This window comes from Bacillus sp. AFS015802 (assembly GCF_002561455.1).
In the GTDB taxonomy this organism is placed as follows: Bacteria; Bacillota; Bacilli; order Bacillales; family Bacillaceae_B; genus Rossellomorea.
Genome location: NZ_NTUP01000014.1, coordinates 166,893 through 183,527, shown reverse-complemented (window position 1 = coordinate 183,527; position 16,635 = coordinate 166,893). Strand labels below are relative to the sequence as shown.

At 46.4% G+C, this 16,635-nt stretch carries 14 protein-coding genes and 1 riboswitch; of the genes, 3 read left to right on the top strand and 11 right to left on the bottom strand.

All coding sequences use genetic code 11. The annotated features are described in order from the left end of the window. Positions 1 to 1,983, bottom strand: a complete 1,983-nt coding sequence (uvrB, locus tag CN378_RS11220) for an excinuclease ABC subunit UvrB (RefSeq protein ID WP_098351981.1) — start codon at positions 1,981 to 1,983, stop codon at positions 1 to 3. Positions 1,984 to 2,550: 567 nt separating this feature from the next. Here uvrB and CN378_RS11215 point away from each other — a divergent pair. After that, a complete protein-coding gene (locus tag CN378_RS11215; protein ID WP_098351980.1) occupies positions 2,551 to 4,539 on the top strand; it encodes an N-acetylmuramoyl-L-alanine amidase in 1,989 nt (662 codons plus the stop codon). A 69-nt stretch (positions 4,540 to 4,608) separates the two neighbouring features. Here the strand turns inward: CN378_RS11215 and CN378_RS11210 are convergent, their stop codons facing one another. The 6 genes from CN378_RS11210 to CN378_RS11185 all read right to left on the bottom strand — a co-directional run bounded on the left by CN378_RS11210 (position 4,609) and on the right by CN378_RS11185 (position 10,214). Beyond that, the gene (locus tag CN378_RS11210; protein ID WP_098351979.1) at positions 4,609 to 4,875 is read right to left on the bottom strand and encodes a CsbA family protein; all 267 of its coding nucleotides are present in this window, start codon (positions 4,873 to 4,875) and stop codon (positions 4,609 to 4,611) included. Positions 4,876 to 4,911: 36 nt separating this feature from the next. Then, complete coding sequence (locus CN378_RS11205) at positions 4,912 to 5,553, bottom strand: HD domain-containing protein (protein ID WP_098351978.1); 642 nt, start codon at positions 5,551 to 5,553, stop codon at positions 4,912 to 4,914. 214 nt (positions 5,554 to 5,767) lie between these two features. Beyond that, positions 5,768 to 6,943: a phosphoglycerate dehydrogenase gene (locus tag CN378_RS11200; RefSeq protein ID WP_098351977.1), complete on the bottom strand. Its 1,176-nt coding sequence runs from the start codon at positions 6,941 to 6,943 to the stop codon at positions 5,768 to 5,770. Beyond that, complete coding sequence (gene serC, locus CN378_RS11195) at positions 6,940 to 8,025, bottom strand: 3-phosphoserine/phosphohydroxythreonine transaminase (protein WP_098352038.1); 1,086 nt, start codon at positions 8,023 to 8,025, stop codon at positions 6,940 to 6,942. Before serC ends, CN378_RS11200 begins: the two co-directional genes overlap by 4 nt. A 207-nt stretch (positions 8,026 to 8,232) precedes the next feature. Next, positions 8,233 to 9,555: a TrkH family potassium uptake protein gene (locus CN378_RS11190; RefSeq protein ID WP_098351976.1), complete on the bottom strand. Its 1,323-nt coding sequence runs from the start codon at positions 9,553 to 9,555 to the stop codon at positions 8,233 to 8,235. 2 nt (positions 9,556 to 9,557) lie between these two features. Continuing rightward, complete coding sequence (locus CN378_RS11185; protein WP_098351975.1) at positions 9,558 to 10,214, bottom strand: potassium channel family protein; 657 nt, start codon at positions 10,212 to 10,214, stop codon at positions 9,558 to 9,560. A 129-nt stretch (positions 10,215 to 10,343) separates the two neighbouring features. Next, positions 10,344 to 10,480: riboswitch (cyclic di-AMP (ydaO/yuaA leader) on the bottom strand. Positions 10,481 to 10,680: 200 nt separating this feature from the next. Here CN378_RS11185 and CN378_RS11180 point away from each other — a divergent pair. Both CN378_RS11180 and CN378_RS11175 read left to right on the top strand, forming a co-directional pair. Next, positions 10,681 to 11,544 carry a DUF1206 domain-containing protein gene (locus tag CN378_RS11180; protein WP_098351974.1) on the top strand — a complete coding sequence of 288 codons (864 nt, stop codon included), beginning with the start codon at positions 10,681 to 10,683 and terminating at the stop codon, positions 11,542 to 11,544. 195 nt (positions 11,545 to 11,739) lie between these two features. Continuing rightward, on the top strand, positions 11,740 to 12,975 hold the full coding sequence (locus CN378_RS11175) for a dicarboxylate/amino acid:cation symporter (protein ID WP_098351973.1): 1,236 nt from the start codon (positions 11,740 to 11,742) through the stop codon (positions 12,973 to 12,975). Between the two features lie 44 nt (positions 12,976 to 13,019). Here the strand turns inward: CN378_RS11175 and CN378_RS11170 are convergent, their stop codons facing one another. The 4 genes from CN378_RS11170 to CN378_RS11155 form a co-directional block, all read right to left on the bottom strand. Continuing rightward, entirely contained in the window at positions 13,020 to 14,216 is a 1,197-nt protein-coding gene (locus CN378_RS11170) for a PDZ domain-containing protein (RefSeq protein WP_098351972.1), read from the bottom strand. Between the two features lie 330 nt (positions 14,217 to 14,546). Next, positions 14,547 to 15,575 carry an alpha/beta fold hydrolase gene (locus tag CN378_RS11165; protein WP_179884879.1) on the bottom strand — a complete coding sequence of 343 codons (1,029 nt, stop codon included), beginning with the start codon at positions 15,573 to 15,575 and terminating at the stop codon, positions 14,547 to 14,549. Positions 15,576 to 15,600: 25 nt separating this feature from the next. Continuing rightward, complete coding sequence (locus CN378_RS11160; RefSeq protein WP_098351970.1) at positions 15,601 to 15,783, bottom strand: hypothetical protein; 183 nt, start codon at positions 15,781 to 15,783, stop codon at positions 15,601 to 15,603. A 12-nt stretch (positions 15,784 to 15,795) separates the two neighbouring features. Next, entirely contained in the window at positions 15,796 to 16,557 is a 762-nt protein-coding gene (locus tag CN378_RS11155) for a glucose 1-dehydrogenase (protein ID WP_098351969.1), read from the bottom strand. Positions 16,558 to 16,635 lie beyond the last annotated feature (78 nt).

Below are 16,635 nucleotides of genomic sequence, written 5' to 3'. Positions count from 1 at the left end.
TCATCCTTCCGCCTTGAGCTCAAGAATGGTATCACGAAGCTGTGCGGCACGTTCGAAGTCCAGTGCCTTGGCTGCTTCCTTCATTTCCACTTCCAGGCTAGCAATAAGTTTTTGTCGCTCCGGTTTAGACATTTTCGAAACCTTTGTCTGTTCTCCTTCATAAACCCCTGCTTCTTCAGCGGCATGAGTCGCCCTGATGACATCCCGGATTTCTTTTTGTATGGTCATCGGGGTAACGCCGTGCTTTTCATTGTATTCTTGTTGTATCGTGCGGCGACGTTCGGTTTCGTCGAGTGCTTTCTGCATGGAATCTGTGATCTTGTCTGCGTACATGATGACTTTCCCGTTACTGTTACGGGCTGCACGGCCGATCGTTTGGATGAGGGAACGTTCCGAACGCAGGAAGCCTTCCTTGTCAGCATCCAATATGGTGACAAGCGACACTTCAGGTATGTCCAGACCTTCACGGAGTAAGTTGATTCCGACTAAAACGTCGTATTTTCCCAAACGAAGATCCCGTATGATTTCAATACGCTCCAACGTCTTGATTTCAGAGTGGAGGTATTGGACTTTGATTCCGATTTCCTTCAGATAGGCAGAGAGATCCTCTGACATTTTCTTCGTTAGCGTCGTCACGAGGACACGTTCGTTTTTCTCGATCCGTTCATTGATCTCACCTAATAGATCATCTATTTGGCCTTCGATCGGTCGCACTTCGATGACAGGGTCAAGAAGTCCCGTCGGCCGGATGATCTGCTCGACCATCTCAGGGCTATGCTCCAATTCATACGGTCCGGGAGTTGCTGAAACATAGAGAAGCTGCTGGGTTTTCTTCTCGAACTCTTCAAAGCGCAGGGGACGGTTGTCCATGGCTGAAGGCAGACGGAAACCGTGGTCCACGAGCACTTTTTTACGTGCCTGATCCCCGTTGAACATCCCCCTGATTTGAGGAAGCGTCACATGGGACTCATCCACTACGATCAGGAAGTCATCCGGGAAATAATCCAGGAGCGTATAAGGGGTCGATCCTGCCGGTCGCAATGTCAGGTGGCGGGAATAGTTCTCGATCCCTGAGCAGAACCCCATTTCCCTCATCATTTCAAGGTCATACCGGGTTCGCTGTTCCAGCCTCTGAGCTTCGAGCAGCTTGTTCTCTTCCTTCATGATCGCCAGCTGTTCTTCGAGTTCTTTTTCAATATTCTTGATGGCAACCTGTAATTTCTCTTCACGGGTAACGAAATGGGAAGCCGGGAAGATTGCGATATGGTCACGGTCACCCATGATTTCACCCGTAAGGGCATCCACTTCACGGATCCGGTCAATTTCATCCCCGAAAAATTCTACACGCATACAGTGTTCATCACGGGAAGCAGGGAAAATTTCCACTACGTCTCCGCGCACACGGAAAGTCCCGCGCTGAAAGTCGATGTCATTTCGTTCATATTGGATATCCACAAGTTTACGAAGCAATTGGTTCCGTTCAATTTCCATCCCTGTCCTGAGGGAAAGGACGAGCTCACGATACTCTTCCGGATTACCTAAACCGTAAATACATGACACGCTGGCAATGATGATGACATCTTTCCGTTCAAACAGGGAGGATGTGGCAGAGTGCCTCAATTTATCAATTTCATCATTGATGCTGGCATCCTTTTCAATGAAGGTATCGGTTTGTGGAACATATGCTTCCGGCTGATAGTAATCATAGTAACTTACAAAATATTCAACGGCGTTATCGGGAAAAAACTCCTTAAACTCACTGTAGAGCTGCCCCGCCAACGTTTTATTATGAGCGATGATGAGGGTCGGCTTTTCAACCTGCTTGATCACATTGGAGACAGTGAAGGTCTTTCCTGTCCCGGTTGCCCCAAGTAAGGTTTGATGGCGTTTGCCTTCATTTATCCCCTGCACCAGTTTCTCTATGGCGAGGGGCTGATCCCCCTCTGGTTTATATTTAGACTTGAGCTCGAATTGATCTTTCACCGTGAAACCTCCTATAATAAAGGACTGCTACCTTGTATTTACCTACTTATACCCATCTTAAACACTGTACATTCATCTATACACATTCTACCACATTTCCCTCCGGATTAACCAACAATAAGCGAACAAAAGTTCGTTTATTCAGAGACGGACCTTCATTACCGGCATTGTGGATAAGTTTACGTTTCGAACAGGAACAAGGAAAAGAATGTGGATTCGACAAAGAATAGGAGGTTTTCTGTCTTCTTTCGACAGTAATCGACCATTTCTATACACACCCTGTGCATAACTATGTGTATAACCATGTATTCCTTGTGGAAAATCTATAAACTTATTCACAATTCGTCAAATTTCTTGTGAACAATCCCAATGTATGCGGATTCAACTTGTGAATAAGTACTTCTAAACGCATGTTATTCACATAATTCACTCTTTATCCACAATTCTCACTCTTTCTTCCCCAAATATTCATCTAGGCATATATTCAATAATTGATTGACTATTCAGTCTATTGTTCTTTAAGCTTTTTATAGATTCTACTAAACTACATAGGTACAGGAGGAATGTATGAAAAAATCAAAATGGTTGAAAGTTGCAGGCAGTCTCAGTCTAACGGGGTTCTTATTAGGTTCTGCCATTATGCCTACGTCGATTCCTTCTCAAGGGATCGCCAGGGCAGCCACGGTGGATTCACTTGAGTTACAGGAAGCATTTCAAGCAGCATCACAGGAGTTTGGCGTACCTGTGGATATTTTGCTCGCAGTCGGATACAACATGTCGTTATGGGAGCACCATGACGGAAAGCCCAGTGCTTCCGGCGGGTACGGATTGATGCATCTGACGGATGTAAGCACTGTTGACTTAAAAGATACACACAGCGATGAAGCCCCTCATATGTTTTTGTCCGGTAAAGAAGACGTGGCCCTTCCATCTCTAGAAGGATCAACAGTAAAAATGGAATCTACATTAGATATTAATGATCCCACTCTTCACACTCTGAATACAGCTGCTGCCCTTCTCTCTCTTGAACCAGAAACGTTAAAACAGAACAAGAAGGAAAATATCCGCGGTGCTGCGGCACTTCTGGCACAGTATGCCAAGGATCTCAACGGGGAGATACCCACTGATGTAAACGAATGGTACGGAGCAGTCGCTAAATACAGCGGTTCATCCGACTATACGGGGGCAAAGGATTTTGCTGACCGTGTGTACGAAACGATCGATAAAGGAGTGACAAAACAAACAGAGGACGGCTCTTCCATCACCCTGGGGCCAAAACAAACCCACCCTGATAGAGATTCCATCCATTCCTTAAACTTAAAAATGGATACCGAGGCATCTCAGGCCGATTGTCCGAACGGCCTTGCCTGTCATTATGTTCCGGCAGCTTACAAGAAAATAAATCACGACGGGACATTTTATGAATGGTCCTATGGCAATTACGACATTGCCAACCGTCCACATGACAATCAGGAAATCAAATACATCGTCCTCCATGATACGGAAATCAGCTATAATTTAACCAAAACCGTGTTCCAGCGAGAATGGACCCAGGCTTCGGCCCACTACGTAATCCGTTCATCAGACGGCGATATCACTCAGATGATCGACAACAAAGATGTCGCCTGGCATGCCGGGAACTGGTATTTCAATTCCAAGAGCATCGGCATCGAGCATGAAGGGATTGCCATTGAAGGGGCAGCCTGGTATAACGAGCAGCTGTATCATGCGTCAGCGCGATTAGTAAAGCATTTGTCCAAGGAGTACAATATTCCATTAGACCGAGATCACATCATTGCCCATGATGAAGTACCGGGTACCTCCGCATCAAGACAACCTAAAATGCACTGGGATCCGGGCCCATTCTGGGATTGGGCACATTATATGCAGATTTTGGGGGCTCCCCTTGAATCAGGCAAGAAACAAAAAGACGTCGTGCAGATCCGTCCAAACTTCCACACGAATATGCCGGATCTTCAGACACCAACGGGGGATCCAGTACCAAAGCAATCGGCAAACTTTGTCTATTTGTATACAGCTCCAAGCTTCGATGCCCCGTTCATCAAGGATGCGGCGCTTCCGAATGCTCATCCCCTTGATGCATCCAATTGGGGAAATAAAGCCGTAACGGGACAGACTTTTTACAAGGCGGAAGAACAGGATGACTGGACGGCAATCTGGTATGGTGGACAAAAAGCGTGGTTTTATAACCCTAAAGGAACGAACACCACCAAAGGATCTGGTATTGTGATCTCACCAAAGGATGGGACGAAAGGCATTCCGGTTTATGGACTGGCTTATCCGGAAGAAGAAGCGTTCCCCGAAGACATACCGGTAAGAGGGATGACCCCTCTACAGTACACACTGACTTCCGACCAAACGTATGTGGCAACGGAAAAGGTAAAAGGAAGCTACTACAGTGCACCTGTTTACACGTACAATCCGGAAACGACCCACAAGATCGTTTGGGGGAATGATGAATTTTATCTCATCCATCTGAATCACCGCCTTGCCTTTGTAAGGGCAAGCGATGTGGATGTGATCGCCACTCCTTAAGGAAACTAAAAACGAGGTCCCTCTTATGTTGCAGGAGGGACCTCGTTTTTTCATGAGCTCCATTCAAGCTCATGCACTTCTCTTCGCTTTTTTCATCATCCGGTCACTATACCAGAATCCGGCGGTCAACGAAGCCGCGTCTATGACAATGAGCAACCAGGAATCCGTATACCCCTTGGACACCGAAGCCGCAATGAGGGCGACGGTGAGGATCAAGCCGACAAAATGATTGTACGTCACCCGTGTGAACAGAACGACAAGCAACCCTGGTAAAAATAAGCCTAAAATAATTTTGGACACGTTCAACTCTCCTTGATAAATAAGGGAATACCACATATTCTACCGAAGTTTCCCCTATCTGGAAAGGGGTTCTTACTCATCCCCCTCCCGGATCAGTTTCCGGGTCCGCTCTTTCAGCTCACTATGGGGGATGAATTTCTCTGACAGCATATCGGGAAGCACGTATTCAAGGAAGTACTGAACGCATTCCAGGTCCTTATATTTTACAATCGTGGACAAGGCTTCCTGATAGATTTCAATGAACAATGGTTCAGGATTCCCTTTTTGGATTTCCCCGAAAGATTCGTATAAAAGGTCGATTTTATCCGCCACAGAAAGAATCCTTCCTTCAAGGGACTCGTCCTTCCCTTCTTTGAATCGTTCCCGGTACACACCCTGGAATTGCGGCGGAAATTCCGTTGTGATGAATTTATTCACCATTTGATCCTCCACCTGGCTGAAGAGCTCCCGCAGTTTTCCTGAAGCATACTTCACGGGCGTTTTGATATCCCCGGTGAATAGTTCCGCATAATCATGGTTCAATGCTTTTTCATAGAGTGATTTCCAATCCACCTCTTTCCCGTTCTGTTCCTCCACGGTCCCAAGGAATTGGGCGATTTTCGTTACTTTAAACGAATGGCTTGCTACATTATGTTCATGATATTTGAATCGACCCGGACAGCGGATGAGCGTCTCAAGGTCTGATAGGCTTTTGAAATAATGATGAATTCCCATCGTATTCTCCTCTCACTGATTATCTTTAGTTTATGAAAATAGTATCAAGGAGGATCACCCGATGCAAAGATTCGCGGCTATTCCTTTTCTACTTCTCTTACTAATATGGTATTTTACGGGGGAAAGATACGTGCGGATTGCCTGTCCATGTTTTTTCAGGATAGCAAGAGGTGAGAAAAACACTCCCTCATCAAACAAGGGAGTGTTTTTCACTTTATATAAGGCGCACGGAAACGACCCCGGTGATGTTTTTCATCCTTTGTTTCACATCAGCCTGTTCATCTTCCGCTAACTTCTGATCAAGGTCGATCATCGTGTATGCCCACGTATGCTTACTGCGATTGATCATGTCGGCGATGTTGACGGCGTATCCGGAAAGCACGGTAGCGATCTGCCCCACCATGTTCGGGATATTTTGATGCATGACCGTCACTCTCATCTTCCCGCTGTACGGCAGCTCTACGTCCGGCAGATTGACGGCATGCTTGATATTCCCTGTTTCAAGATAGGTTTTCAGCTGCTTCGTGGCCATGATGGCACAGTTTTCTTCGGATTCGACGGTAGAAGCCCCGAGGTGAGGGACGGGCACGACATTTTTCATGCTGAGGACCTTTTTATTCGGGAAGTCGGTTACGTATTTTCGGACCACACCCGAATCCAGTGCATCTGCCATAGCCCCCTCTTCCACAAGCTCCCCTCTTGAAAAGTTCAGGATCGTCATTCCCTTTTTCATTTTCGCAAAGGCATCTTTACTCACAAAGCCCGACGTTTTATCTGTCAAAGGTATGTGCAGCGTTACAAAATCACACTCTGCCCACACTTCTTCAATGTGATGGGCACGCTTCACATCCTGGGATAGTCGCCAGGCAGCATCCACCGAGATGAATGGATCGTATGCCACCACATCCATTCCGAGGGCAAGGGCATCGTTGGCAACAAGGACACCGATCGCTCCCAAGCCGACGACCCCAAGCTTCTTCCCTTTGATTTCACTTCCTACAAATTCCTTTTTCTTCGCTTCCACGACACCGGGGACATCTTCTTCCGTCTCCTTTAACGAGTTGGTCCAGCCAACGGCAGAATACAGGTTGCGGGAGGAAGCAATCAAATTGGCCAGTACAAGCTCCTTGACGGCGTTTGCATTTGCGCCAGGCGTATTAAAGACCACGATCCCTTTTTCCGTACAAAGGTCGATAGGGATATTATTGACCCCTGCCCCTGCACGGGCGATGGCTTTAACAGAAGCCGGAAAGTCGTAATCATGCAGGTTTTTCGACCTGACGAGAATGCCATCCGGATCCCCATTACCGTTCAGATGATAGTTCAGATCGTCCTCGATCAGTGATAATCCGCTTTGACTGATGGCGTTGTAGGTATTAATTGAAATCATTCTCCTCGTCCTCCTTGCTCTGCTTCAAATTTTTTCATGAAATCGACGAGCGATTCCACTCCTTCATGTGGCATGGCATTGTAGATACTCGCCCTCATTCCTCCGACGGAACGATGACCTTTTAAAAATTCGAATCCTTGCGCTTTTGCTTCTTTCAGAAAGAGAGCATCCAGTTCTTCGTCCCCCGTCGAAAAAGGGATGTTCATCAGGGAACGGTTTTTCTTCGGTACGGGGTTATCAAATAAGGATGATTCATCGATACAACGGTAAAGAAGTGCAGCTTTCCTCTCATTACGGGCCTGCATCCCTTCCACCCCTCCGTTCTCCTTCACCCATTCCAAAACGAGTTTCAAGACATAGATGGAAAAGGTCGGCGGCGTATTAAAGAGGGAATCATGCTTCACATACGTTTCGTAATTAAGCATGGTTGGGCAATTTTCGGATGCCTTCCCGACCAGACTGTCATGGATGATCGCCACCGTAACCCCGGATGGGCCCAAATTCTTCTGGGCACCGGCATAGATGAGCCCGAAAGAAGAAACATCTATTTTCTCGGAAAGGATGTGGGAAGACATGTCTGCCACGAGGGGAATGCCGCCAGTATCCGGATACTCATGGAACCGGGTTCCCTCGATCGTATTATTGGATGTGATATGTACATAGCTCGCTTCCCGGGAAAAATCTTCTGGTGTATAGAGAGGGATCTCATACTTTCCATGAGGTGATAAGGTCCGTACCTTTCCCACCTTCTCCGCTTCTTTGATGGCCTTCTTTGACCAGCTGCCTGTCAGGATATAGTCCGCTTCTTGACCCCTCCCCAATAAATTGAAGGGAATCATGGAAAATTGCAGGGAAGCTCCACCCTGCATGAAGACTACGTGATAATCCTCGGGAACCCTAAGCAGTTCACGCAATAACCTTTGAGCTTCTACCATTATATTTTCGAAAGGGGCAGACCGATGACTTAATTCCATCACAGACATGCCTGTTTCCCCATAATTCAATATCTCGTCTTGAACCTTCCTCAATACAGCCTCGGGCAAAACAGCAGGACCAGCAGAAAAATTGTACACACGATTCAACAACAGCACCACCAAAAGTTCAGAATTTTTCAACAGTATAATCCCGCACACCGGTTTCGTCAATATCAAAAACCCATGATGAAAACGCTTAACAATGGCGTTTTTAGCCTTATGCGTGGTTAAGGATCGATTCTTGCTTGTTTTATAAAAAAATCGGCTTCCCCACCGCCTGTAAAAGGCAAAGCCGGAAAGCCGATTTCATCTGTATCAACCTGTTAAAATGTCTTCTTTCGGATAGCGGATCTTTTCTTTATCAGGACGCGATAAGGAGAAGGCCAGTGTGAGAGGTCCGAGTTTCCCGACGAACATCACGATGATGATGATCCATTTACCGATCACCGAAAGGGACCCGGTGATCCCCATGGACAGCCCCACCGTCCCAAAGGCCGATACCACTTCAAATAATAAAGAAAGGAAAGAGGCATCCTTCTCCGTGATTTCCAATAAGAATAAAGCCGTAAACACAAGGAGGACACTGATCATCGATACCGCCAGCGCTTTAAAAATATACGTCTGATCAATGGTCCGTCTGAAGATACGAATCTCTCTCTTTTCTTTCAAAAAGGCAAACACACTCAGTGAGATGACAACAAAGGTGGTCAATTTGATGCCTCCACCCGTGGAAGCACTACCGGCCCCGATGAACATCAGTAAAATGGTAAACAGCAGCGTTGAACGCTCCATGCTTCCAAAATCGAGCGTGTTAAATCCTGCCGTGCGGGGAGTGACCGCTTGAAAGTAAGAAGCGAAAATCTTATCGGGAAGCGGAAGCTGAGCCAGGGTATTGGGATTGTTATACTCCAATACGAAAATCATCATAAAGGCGATGACGTTGATCAAGAAGGTTCCAAGCACCATGATCTTCGTATGAAGGGACAATCTGCGAATTGTTTTCGACTTCCACAGATCCACCAGGACCGTGAAGCCGATCCCGCCCAGAATAAAGAGGGCCGATATGGTCAAATTGACGATCGGACTTCCCACGTACCCCATCAGGCTGTCGGACCAGAGGGAAAATCCGGCATTATTAAACGCGGAAATCGAATGAAACAGACTGACATATAAGCCACGTCTCCACCCGTATTCCGGTACCCATTCCGCCGCCAATAAAAGGACAGCGAAACCCTCCACTATAAAGGAAAAGATAAATAAATATTTCACAAGCTTGATGACCCCGCCCACCGAAGTTTGATTCAGGGCCTGCTGCAGGAGCAGCCGTTCCTTGAACCCGATTTTCTTCCCGAGCATCATGAAGATCAGGACCGCAAAGGACATGATGCCAAGCCCCCCGATCTGGATCAGGCTCATGACGACGATTTCACCAAAGAGCGTATAGGCGCTCCCCGTATCCACGACGGCCAGACCCGTCACGGTCATGGCCGATGTGGTCGTGAACAGGGCATCGAGCCAGGAGATAGGTTCAGTGGTGGCGAACGGAAGCTTTAAAAGCCCCATCCCCAATATGATAAAAAATAGAAAGGTCACAACAAGAAGCTGCGGCGGACTTAACCGGATGACCTTTTGTTTCATGTTTATACACCTTCTTTTTCAAAACGGTTAATATCCCGATTATGTCCGATGACGATGAGAAGATCCTCTATTTCAACCACTTCCTCGGCAGAAGGGGACACAATGACTTCCTCCCCGCGATGGATGGCGATGATATTACAGCCGAACTTTGCCCGGACGTCCAGATCATTCAACGTTTTATTGGCTACTTTCTTAGAGGCGTAAACCTCTACAATGCTGTGTTCTTTTGAGAGCTCGATATAATCGATGATTTTCTCCGACGTGATATGATGGGCGATCCGTCTTGCCATGTCACGTTCAGGGTGAATGACCTTATCCGCCCCGATCCGGTCCAGCACCTTCTGATGATAGGAATTGGACGCTTTCACCCACACTTCCTTGACCCCCAATTCCTTGAGGAGCAGCGTCGTAAGAATACTTGCTTCTATATTATCCCCAAAGGATACAATGACGTGATCGAAGTTTCTAAGACCGAGTGATTTCAAGACCGATTCATCCATGGCATTCGCCTGCACAGCATGGGTCGCAATATCGATAAATTCTTGTACCACATCGTGATGGATGTCAATGGCCAGCACTTCGACATCCAGATCCGCTAATTCCCGGACCAAATTCCCTCCAAATCTACCTAATCCTATAACGGCAAACTGCTTTTTCATGATGAAATCCTCCAAAACCTTTTTTATAGCTTAACCAACTGTTGCCTGTTCATGACTTTAATCCCAAACAACGCAAAAAGACCAGCAGGAACCAAGCCTGTGGTCATTCTCCATAACAGATCACAAGTATCATCCTCTCCCACTACGCTTACGGGGTTAGCTGACGGATTCGGGTCATGGAAGTAGCCCTACCTTTCCGGAGAAAGGATTCACCCCTTAAACATGGGTCCCCCGCTTCAAAGAAACGAATTAAGCGATAAAGAATATTCATTTGATGATAGATATATTACTCCTCTCGAGATGGGTTGTAAATAGGTTATTTGTAAAAAATTCTTAAAGAAAAAAAGACAAAATGGTTTGCATCCATCCAATATTTACTGTTCGTTAAATAGGTTTGTTTTTTCACGAGCAAGGGAATAGCATACATAAGTCTTACGAAAATCGAATCAGAAAGGAAGAAACGTTTATGGCAGAAGCATCATCCATTACCGCCTCAAGGGGGGGCAGGGAGAATTCATCCTCTTCATCTAATGACATAAAGCCTTGGATTAAAGGATTTGCACGGATTGGCTACATCTCAAGGGGTATCGTATATATGCTCATCGGGGCACTATCCGTGATGGCTGCACTCGGCATAGGGGGAAGCACATCCGACTCGAGTGGTGCTTTTTCAGCCGTGGCAAGCAAACCGTTCGGTGAAGTCCTTCTTTGGATCCTGGGTGTGGGCTTGATCGGGATCGTCCTTTGGCGGATCATTCAAGTGATCAAGGATCCGGAGCACGTGAAAAACGGCGGGAAGTCCATGTTCAGGAGACTGGCGAACCTGATCAGCGGGATCGCCTACGGTTCCTTGACGTATAATGCCATCGCCATCGCCATGCACGCCAAAAGCTCGGGGTCAGGTTCAGGTTCCAAACAGACCCTGTCAGCCAAACTGCTTGCACAGCCGTTCGGTCAATGGATCGTCGGGATTGTCGGACTTGTCATCATAGGTTTTGCACTCTATGAAATTCATAAAGCTTATACGGAAAAATATACCGACAAATTCAAACGCCATGAAATGACGGAAAAGGAATGGGAACTTGGAAGAAAGACGGGGAAACTCGGACTGTATTCACGTGGAATCGTCTTTTTACTCATCGGGTATTTCTTTATCCAGACAGCCATCACCGCAGACCCCGACAAAACACAGGGGCTCGACGGGGCATTATCGAAACTTGCCCAGCAGCCGTTCGGTCAATGGCTGCTCGGATTCGTCGCAGCCGGATTATTTTTATATGGTGTCTTCCAAATACTAAAAGGAAAGAATCGCCATTTGACGATTTATTAAGATGGAGAAGGAGCTGCCGACTTGGCAGCTCCTTTTTTAATGGGTCCTTATTGTTAGTGGGCATGGATTTTGACACTTCCTTTCATCTATTGTATCTTATGAAAATGAATCCTCACTAAACCCATCAGATTTATATAGATGTTATGTTTTAGACTTTTGGGGAAATCTACTATAACAAGAAGGAGGCGTCAACACATGAAATCTCTCTGGAGAGGGTATCTCAATACATCTCTTATCCTGAAAATAACCGTGGCTCTCGTACTGGGGATCGCCGTCGGGCTTATATTCGGAAAGGATGCATCCGTCCTTTCACCCCTTGGCGATATCCTGATTCGCTTGCTTAAGTTCCTGATCATCCCCCTTATCTTGTTTACACTGATGGTCGGAGTGAACCAGACGAACGTAAGCAAGCTCGGCCGCATGGGTGGAAAAACGTTCTTATACTATCTATTTTCATCTGCTTTAGCCATCATTGTCGGGATTGCCGTTGCAACTATCTTCAAACCGGGAACAGGCATGACCCTCGATACTGCGGAGACATTCAAGGTACCGGAAAATCCCGGTGTCACAAGTGTACTCCTGAATATCATTCCGGATAACATCGTCACGGCATTCACAGACATGAACCTTTTGGGGATCATCTTTACCGCTATCGTGTTTGGAATCGCGATTTCCTATTTACGTTCTTCCACTGAATATCACGAACTCGGTGAGCATGTATACAAAGTCGTGAATGGTTTGAACGAAGCGACCATGGCGATCATGAAGGTGATCCTTCAATACGTTCCCATCGGCATCTTTGCCATCATGGCAAATACAGTCGGGAACCAAGGACTGGACACATTACTATCTTTAGGGAATATGATTCTCGTTCTTTATATAGCCTTGTTTGTCCAAATTGCCATTTATATCGTCGCTCTGGTTGGTTTTAAAATCAGCCCGAGAAAGTTCTTTTCCCAGGCGCGTACACCGATGGTTACAGCCTTTGTGACTCAAAGCAGCTCGGGAACCCTGCCTTTGACACTGAATGCGGCCAAAAATCTCGGCCTGCCTAAAAGTTTATACGGCTTCAGCTTACCACTCGGGGCCACCATCAACATGGATGGTGCCGCCATTCGAATCGCCGTCTCGGCAGTGTTTGCTGCCAATGTGGTCGGCAACCCATTAAGCCTGACCGATATGCTCGTCGTGGTACTCGTAGGAACACTTGCTTCGATCGGAACAGCAGGTGTCCCTGGGGCAGGAATCATCATGATCGCCACGGTATTCGCCCAGCTTGGCCTGCCGATGGAAACCGTTGCACTCCTGACAGCGATTGATGCCCTTGTCGGAATGGGTTGTACGGCCCTGAATGTGACGGGGGATTTGGTTGGTACGTCGATTATTGATAAGACGGAGAAGGATGGCGAAAAAGCCCCTTCCCTTTCATGAATCACATAAAAAAGGATAGCCGCGGCTATCCTTTTTTATTTCTATTAAGAAACCTGATGATGCTCCCATCCTGAAGACTCATCGGCAAAAATGATGCCCAGTTCATGGTGATCCCCTTCATACAGGGCACCCTGAGTAAAGCGGTTTTCACCGTTCGTTCCCTGTACCTCGAGCTTACAATATGCCCCGTTCTTTTGAAGCGCTTCATAGAAAGCCCGTTCCGTATTCACGTCGACTCCGTTCACCTTCAGGACGATTTCACCGACTTTAAGCGTCAGCTTCTTTGCAGGAGAGCCAGGCAGGATACCGAGGATCATGACTCCCTTCGGCTGCCGTTTAAAGAAGTATGGCTTCGAATCCTCCGTACTCCGGTAGCGGTAAGCAATCCATGCCCGGCCAAGGATGGCGACAACCCCCGCCCCAATCGAAAACATGGGAGCCCAGAAACCCGTTACGGCTAAGGTCAATACGAATGCACCCAGCCAAAAAACACGGGAACCCGTATGCTTGATTGCCACTTCAGGAAGCGTACTCTTCACCAGCTGCTGAAACCCGAGAAGAAACGGGACGCACAGTAACGAATACGTTTCCGTTCCCAACGTAAACACCGGCCACCATTCAAAGGGAAGAGTCAGTGTTCCAGTGGGTACCAGTACGAACATGGGGACAAGCCACAATTTTTTCCCGAGATGGGCCCCTACCTTCAGACCACGGGAACTTTTAAGTAAACGGGGTGAAGTATGCTTCCAGCCGTTTAATCGGATGAGGATTCCTTCAATCATCGTCAACACACCAAGGAGCACGGTGATGGAACTCAACAGCCCCAAGTTCAAGTTTTCCACGTATGTATTCACATAGGGGATTTCCCACTGAAAATAATCCACCATAACCAGGATAAAGTAGGAAAAACCTGCCGTCATGGTGGCCGACATAAGCTGAAAACGACCCGTCATCGCAAACAGGATCGACACCGCCCCGATGAGAATGATCCCGGCAAAAGGAATGACAACCCCAGCCCCGACCGTCACGACAGAAAACAGCAATCCGAGTACGATTCCGTAAGAAAACAATACCCGCATATCATGATATCCATCCAGCAATCTCGTATTGAAATCCCTTCGTTCTCTCTTCACGCGATAATAGCCGGTCATAATAGCGAAAAACACCGACACATATAAAACAGGATGCAGAAATAATTTCCCAAATCCTTTTAAAACCTCCAACAACCAAAGCTCAACCAATGATCCGTCACCACCTTTTGTAAGAAAATTTGCATTATCTACTATTTTATCAAAAGAGTCTACTAAAACCTATTGCAATTTTATTCGATTGTTTTACGATTCGATTTCATTTCCGACAGCATTCCACATATTTTCCCGGGAAATGATGTCGATTGGATGGGAAAGGGATCAACATATGCAAAAAAAGAGACGCTGGAAATATCATTCCAGCCGTCTCCCTTTCTTAATAAAAATAGGATTTGATAAAATCTTTAAAAACAAAAAAGGCAAAACCTAAATATTCGAAAGTGATGTCTATTTCCCAATTCCGCATTATTTGTGCCCCTCCTTTTATTTAGAGTGAACGTGTAACCACTCTTTTAATTCCGTTGATATCCCGTATTTAATGAGACTGGCATGTCCACCCTTTATCTCTGAATTATGTTTATTTTCACTCGAGACAAGATCCAATAGGGGCGTGCTGATGGAGGGAGGGACTAAATGATCATATTGCGAGGTTATGAGGTAAAGGTTCGAATGAATATTCTTTAAATCAACGATTTCCCCGGAGAGGGTGAATGCCCCCTTCATCAGAACATTGTCTTTTATCAAATAAGTGAGGATATCCCTGGCCATCGCCCCTGTGAGGGAAATATGGTCATTTGTCCACTGATTGAAACGAAGCCAATAATGGGCATAATCTTGATCATGTGCTCTATTTAACAGGGACAAGTAGGGAGAGAAGTATACAGGAGAGGTCAAACTCCTCATCCCGTAACGGATGAAGGCTGCCGGGATGATCCCGATTTGTTCGATGATCCCTGTTATATCCCACTCATCTTTCTTCAACGCTGCCACCCAATTGTGAAAGTCCGGGACCTGATTAAAATCAACGGGGGTGACAAACAGCAACAGGTTTCGGATGAGAGCGGGTTTTAAGGCTGCATAAATCACCGCCAAGGTCCCTCCTAAACAAAAACCGGCAAGAGACAGCTGGTCTTTTCCGCTATGCTGAAGGGCACGGTGAATGCATGGGTCGACATATCCAAAGACATATTCCGCCAATCCGATTCCTTTCTCATCCAATTCAGGTTCGCCATATTCAAGAAGGTACACATCGTATCCCTCCTGAAGGAATTTCCCTATCAGACTATGTTCCTTTGTCAGATCGAGTATCGATGGTTTATTGATATGTGAATAGAGGAAAAATACGGGGATGTGACCATTTTCATTTTCAGAGTGATAGTACCACAGTGTACTATTGTATTGATTCCAGATTTCTTCTCTTGTAAAGTTCGGCTCCCATTCACTTACATTTTGCAAGGTGCCGAAGAAACCTTTCCAACGTGCGATCTCCTTCTGGTAATTCTCTTCTTTCATATTATTGACCTCCATTGTTTTTTCTTCATTTAGCTGTCCGGTCAAGTGACAGTAGTTGGATGAGTATGATTACAGCCTGGAACAGCAGCAGCCAATTCTTTACTGATTCTACCAATTCCCTATCATCCAATTTCTCTTTTATCCATTCATTCAGTTCATACTCCACACTCATCCCTAATACTTTAAGGTCTTTATAAAATTGATCCATGTCTTCCCCTCCTTATACTTGCGCACGAATGCCGCCGTCCACGACCAGAATGTGACCGTTCATATAATCGGAAGCAGAAGAGGATAGGAAGATGGCTACCCCATTCAGGTCTCCTGCCTCTCCAAATCTCCTTGCCGGTATATGCTGCTTGATCATGTTCCCCTGACGAGCAAATAATTCCTTGGTGATCTTGGTAGGAAAGAATCCCGGAGCGATGGCATTCACCTGTATGTTATGAGGGGCAAGCTTCACCGCCAGATCCTTTGTCAGCGTCATGACTGCACCTTTGCTCGTATTATAGGGTACAGTATCCAAGAGCATGGGATTCGTCCCGCCGAACCCCGTAACAGATGCGATGTTAATGATCTTTCCATATTTCTGTTGAACCATGATCCGGGATACTTCCTGGGAAAACAAAAAAGCTCCCTTTACATTGACATCCATCACCTTGTCCCATTTATCTTCAGGGATGTCGGCAAAAGGACCCGCCCAGGACCTCCCGCTATTATTAATCAGAATATCGATTCTACCAAACTCTTTCATTGCCATTTCGACCACCTTCACGACATCCGCTTTCTGCGTGACATCACACGGGATGGCCAGTGACCGTACACCTAAACCAATCAGTGATTCCTTCACTTCTTCACACGCCGAATGGTTCCTTGAACAGATCACGACATGCGCTCCCGCCTCTCCCAAGGCCAGGGCCATTCCTTTTCCGAGACCTCGTCCACCGCCTGTGACGATGGCGACTTTATCTTTAACTGAGAACATTCTATCAATCTCCTTTCTATCATTTTGAGGATCATTATTATAATAGATTGTTTCGCGAAATGAGTGCGCATTCTCCGT

Bases quoted from the DNA above. Each gene is read 5' to 3' on its own strand.
- CN378_RS11215 (WP_098351980.1), top strand. From the start codon at position 2,551: ATGAAAAAATCAAAATGGTTGAAAGTTGCAGGCAGTCTCAGTCTAACG.
- CN378_RS11210 (WP_098351979.1), bottom strand. From the start codon at position 4,875: ATGTGGTATTCCCTTATTTATCAAGGAGAGTTGAACGTGTCCAAAATT.
- CN378_RS11205 (WP_098351978.1), bottom strand. From the start codon at position 5,553: ATGGGAATTCATCATTATTTCAAAAGCCTATCAGACCTTGAGACGCTC.
- CN378_RS11200 (WP_098351977.1), bottom strand. From the start codon at position 6,943: ATGATTTCAATTAATACCTACAACGCCATCAGTCAAAGCGGATTATCA.
- CN378_RS11190 (WP_098351976.1), bottom strand. From the start codon at position 9,555: ATGAAACAAAAGGTCATCCGGTTAAGTCCGCCGCAGCTTCTTGTTGTG.
- CN378_RS11185 (WP_098351975.1), bottom strand. From the start codon at position 10,214: ATGAAAAAGCAGTTTGCCGTTATAGGATTAGGTAGATTTGGAGGGAAT.
- CN378_RS11180 (WP_098351974.1), top strand. From the start codon at position 10,681: ATGGCAGAAGCATCATCCATTACCGCCTCAAGGGGGGGCAGGGAGAAT.
- CN378_RS11175 (WP_098351973.1), top strand. From the start codon at position 11,740: ATGAAATCTCTCTGGAGAGGGTATCTCAATACATCTCTTATCCTGAAA.
- CN378_RS11165 (WP_179884879.1), bottom strand. From the start codon at position 15,575: ATGAAAGAAGAGAATTACCAGAAGGAGATCGCACGTTGGAAAGGTTTC.
- CN378_RS11160 (WP_098351970.1), bottom strand. From the start codon at position 15,783: ATGGATCAATTTTATAAAGACCTTAAAGTATTAGGGATGAGTGTGGAG.
- CN378_RS11155 (WP_098351969.1), bottom strand. From the start codon at position 16,557: ATGTTCTCAGTTAAAGATAAAGTCGCCATCGTCACAGGCGGTGGACGA.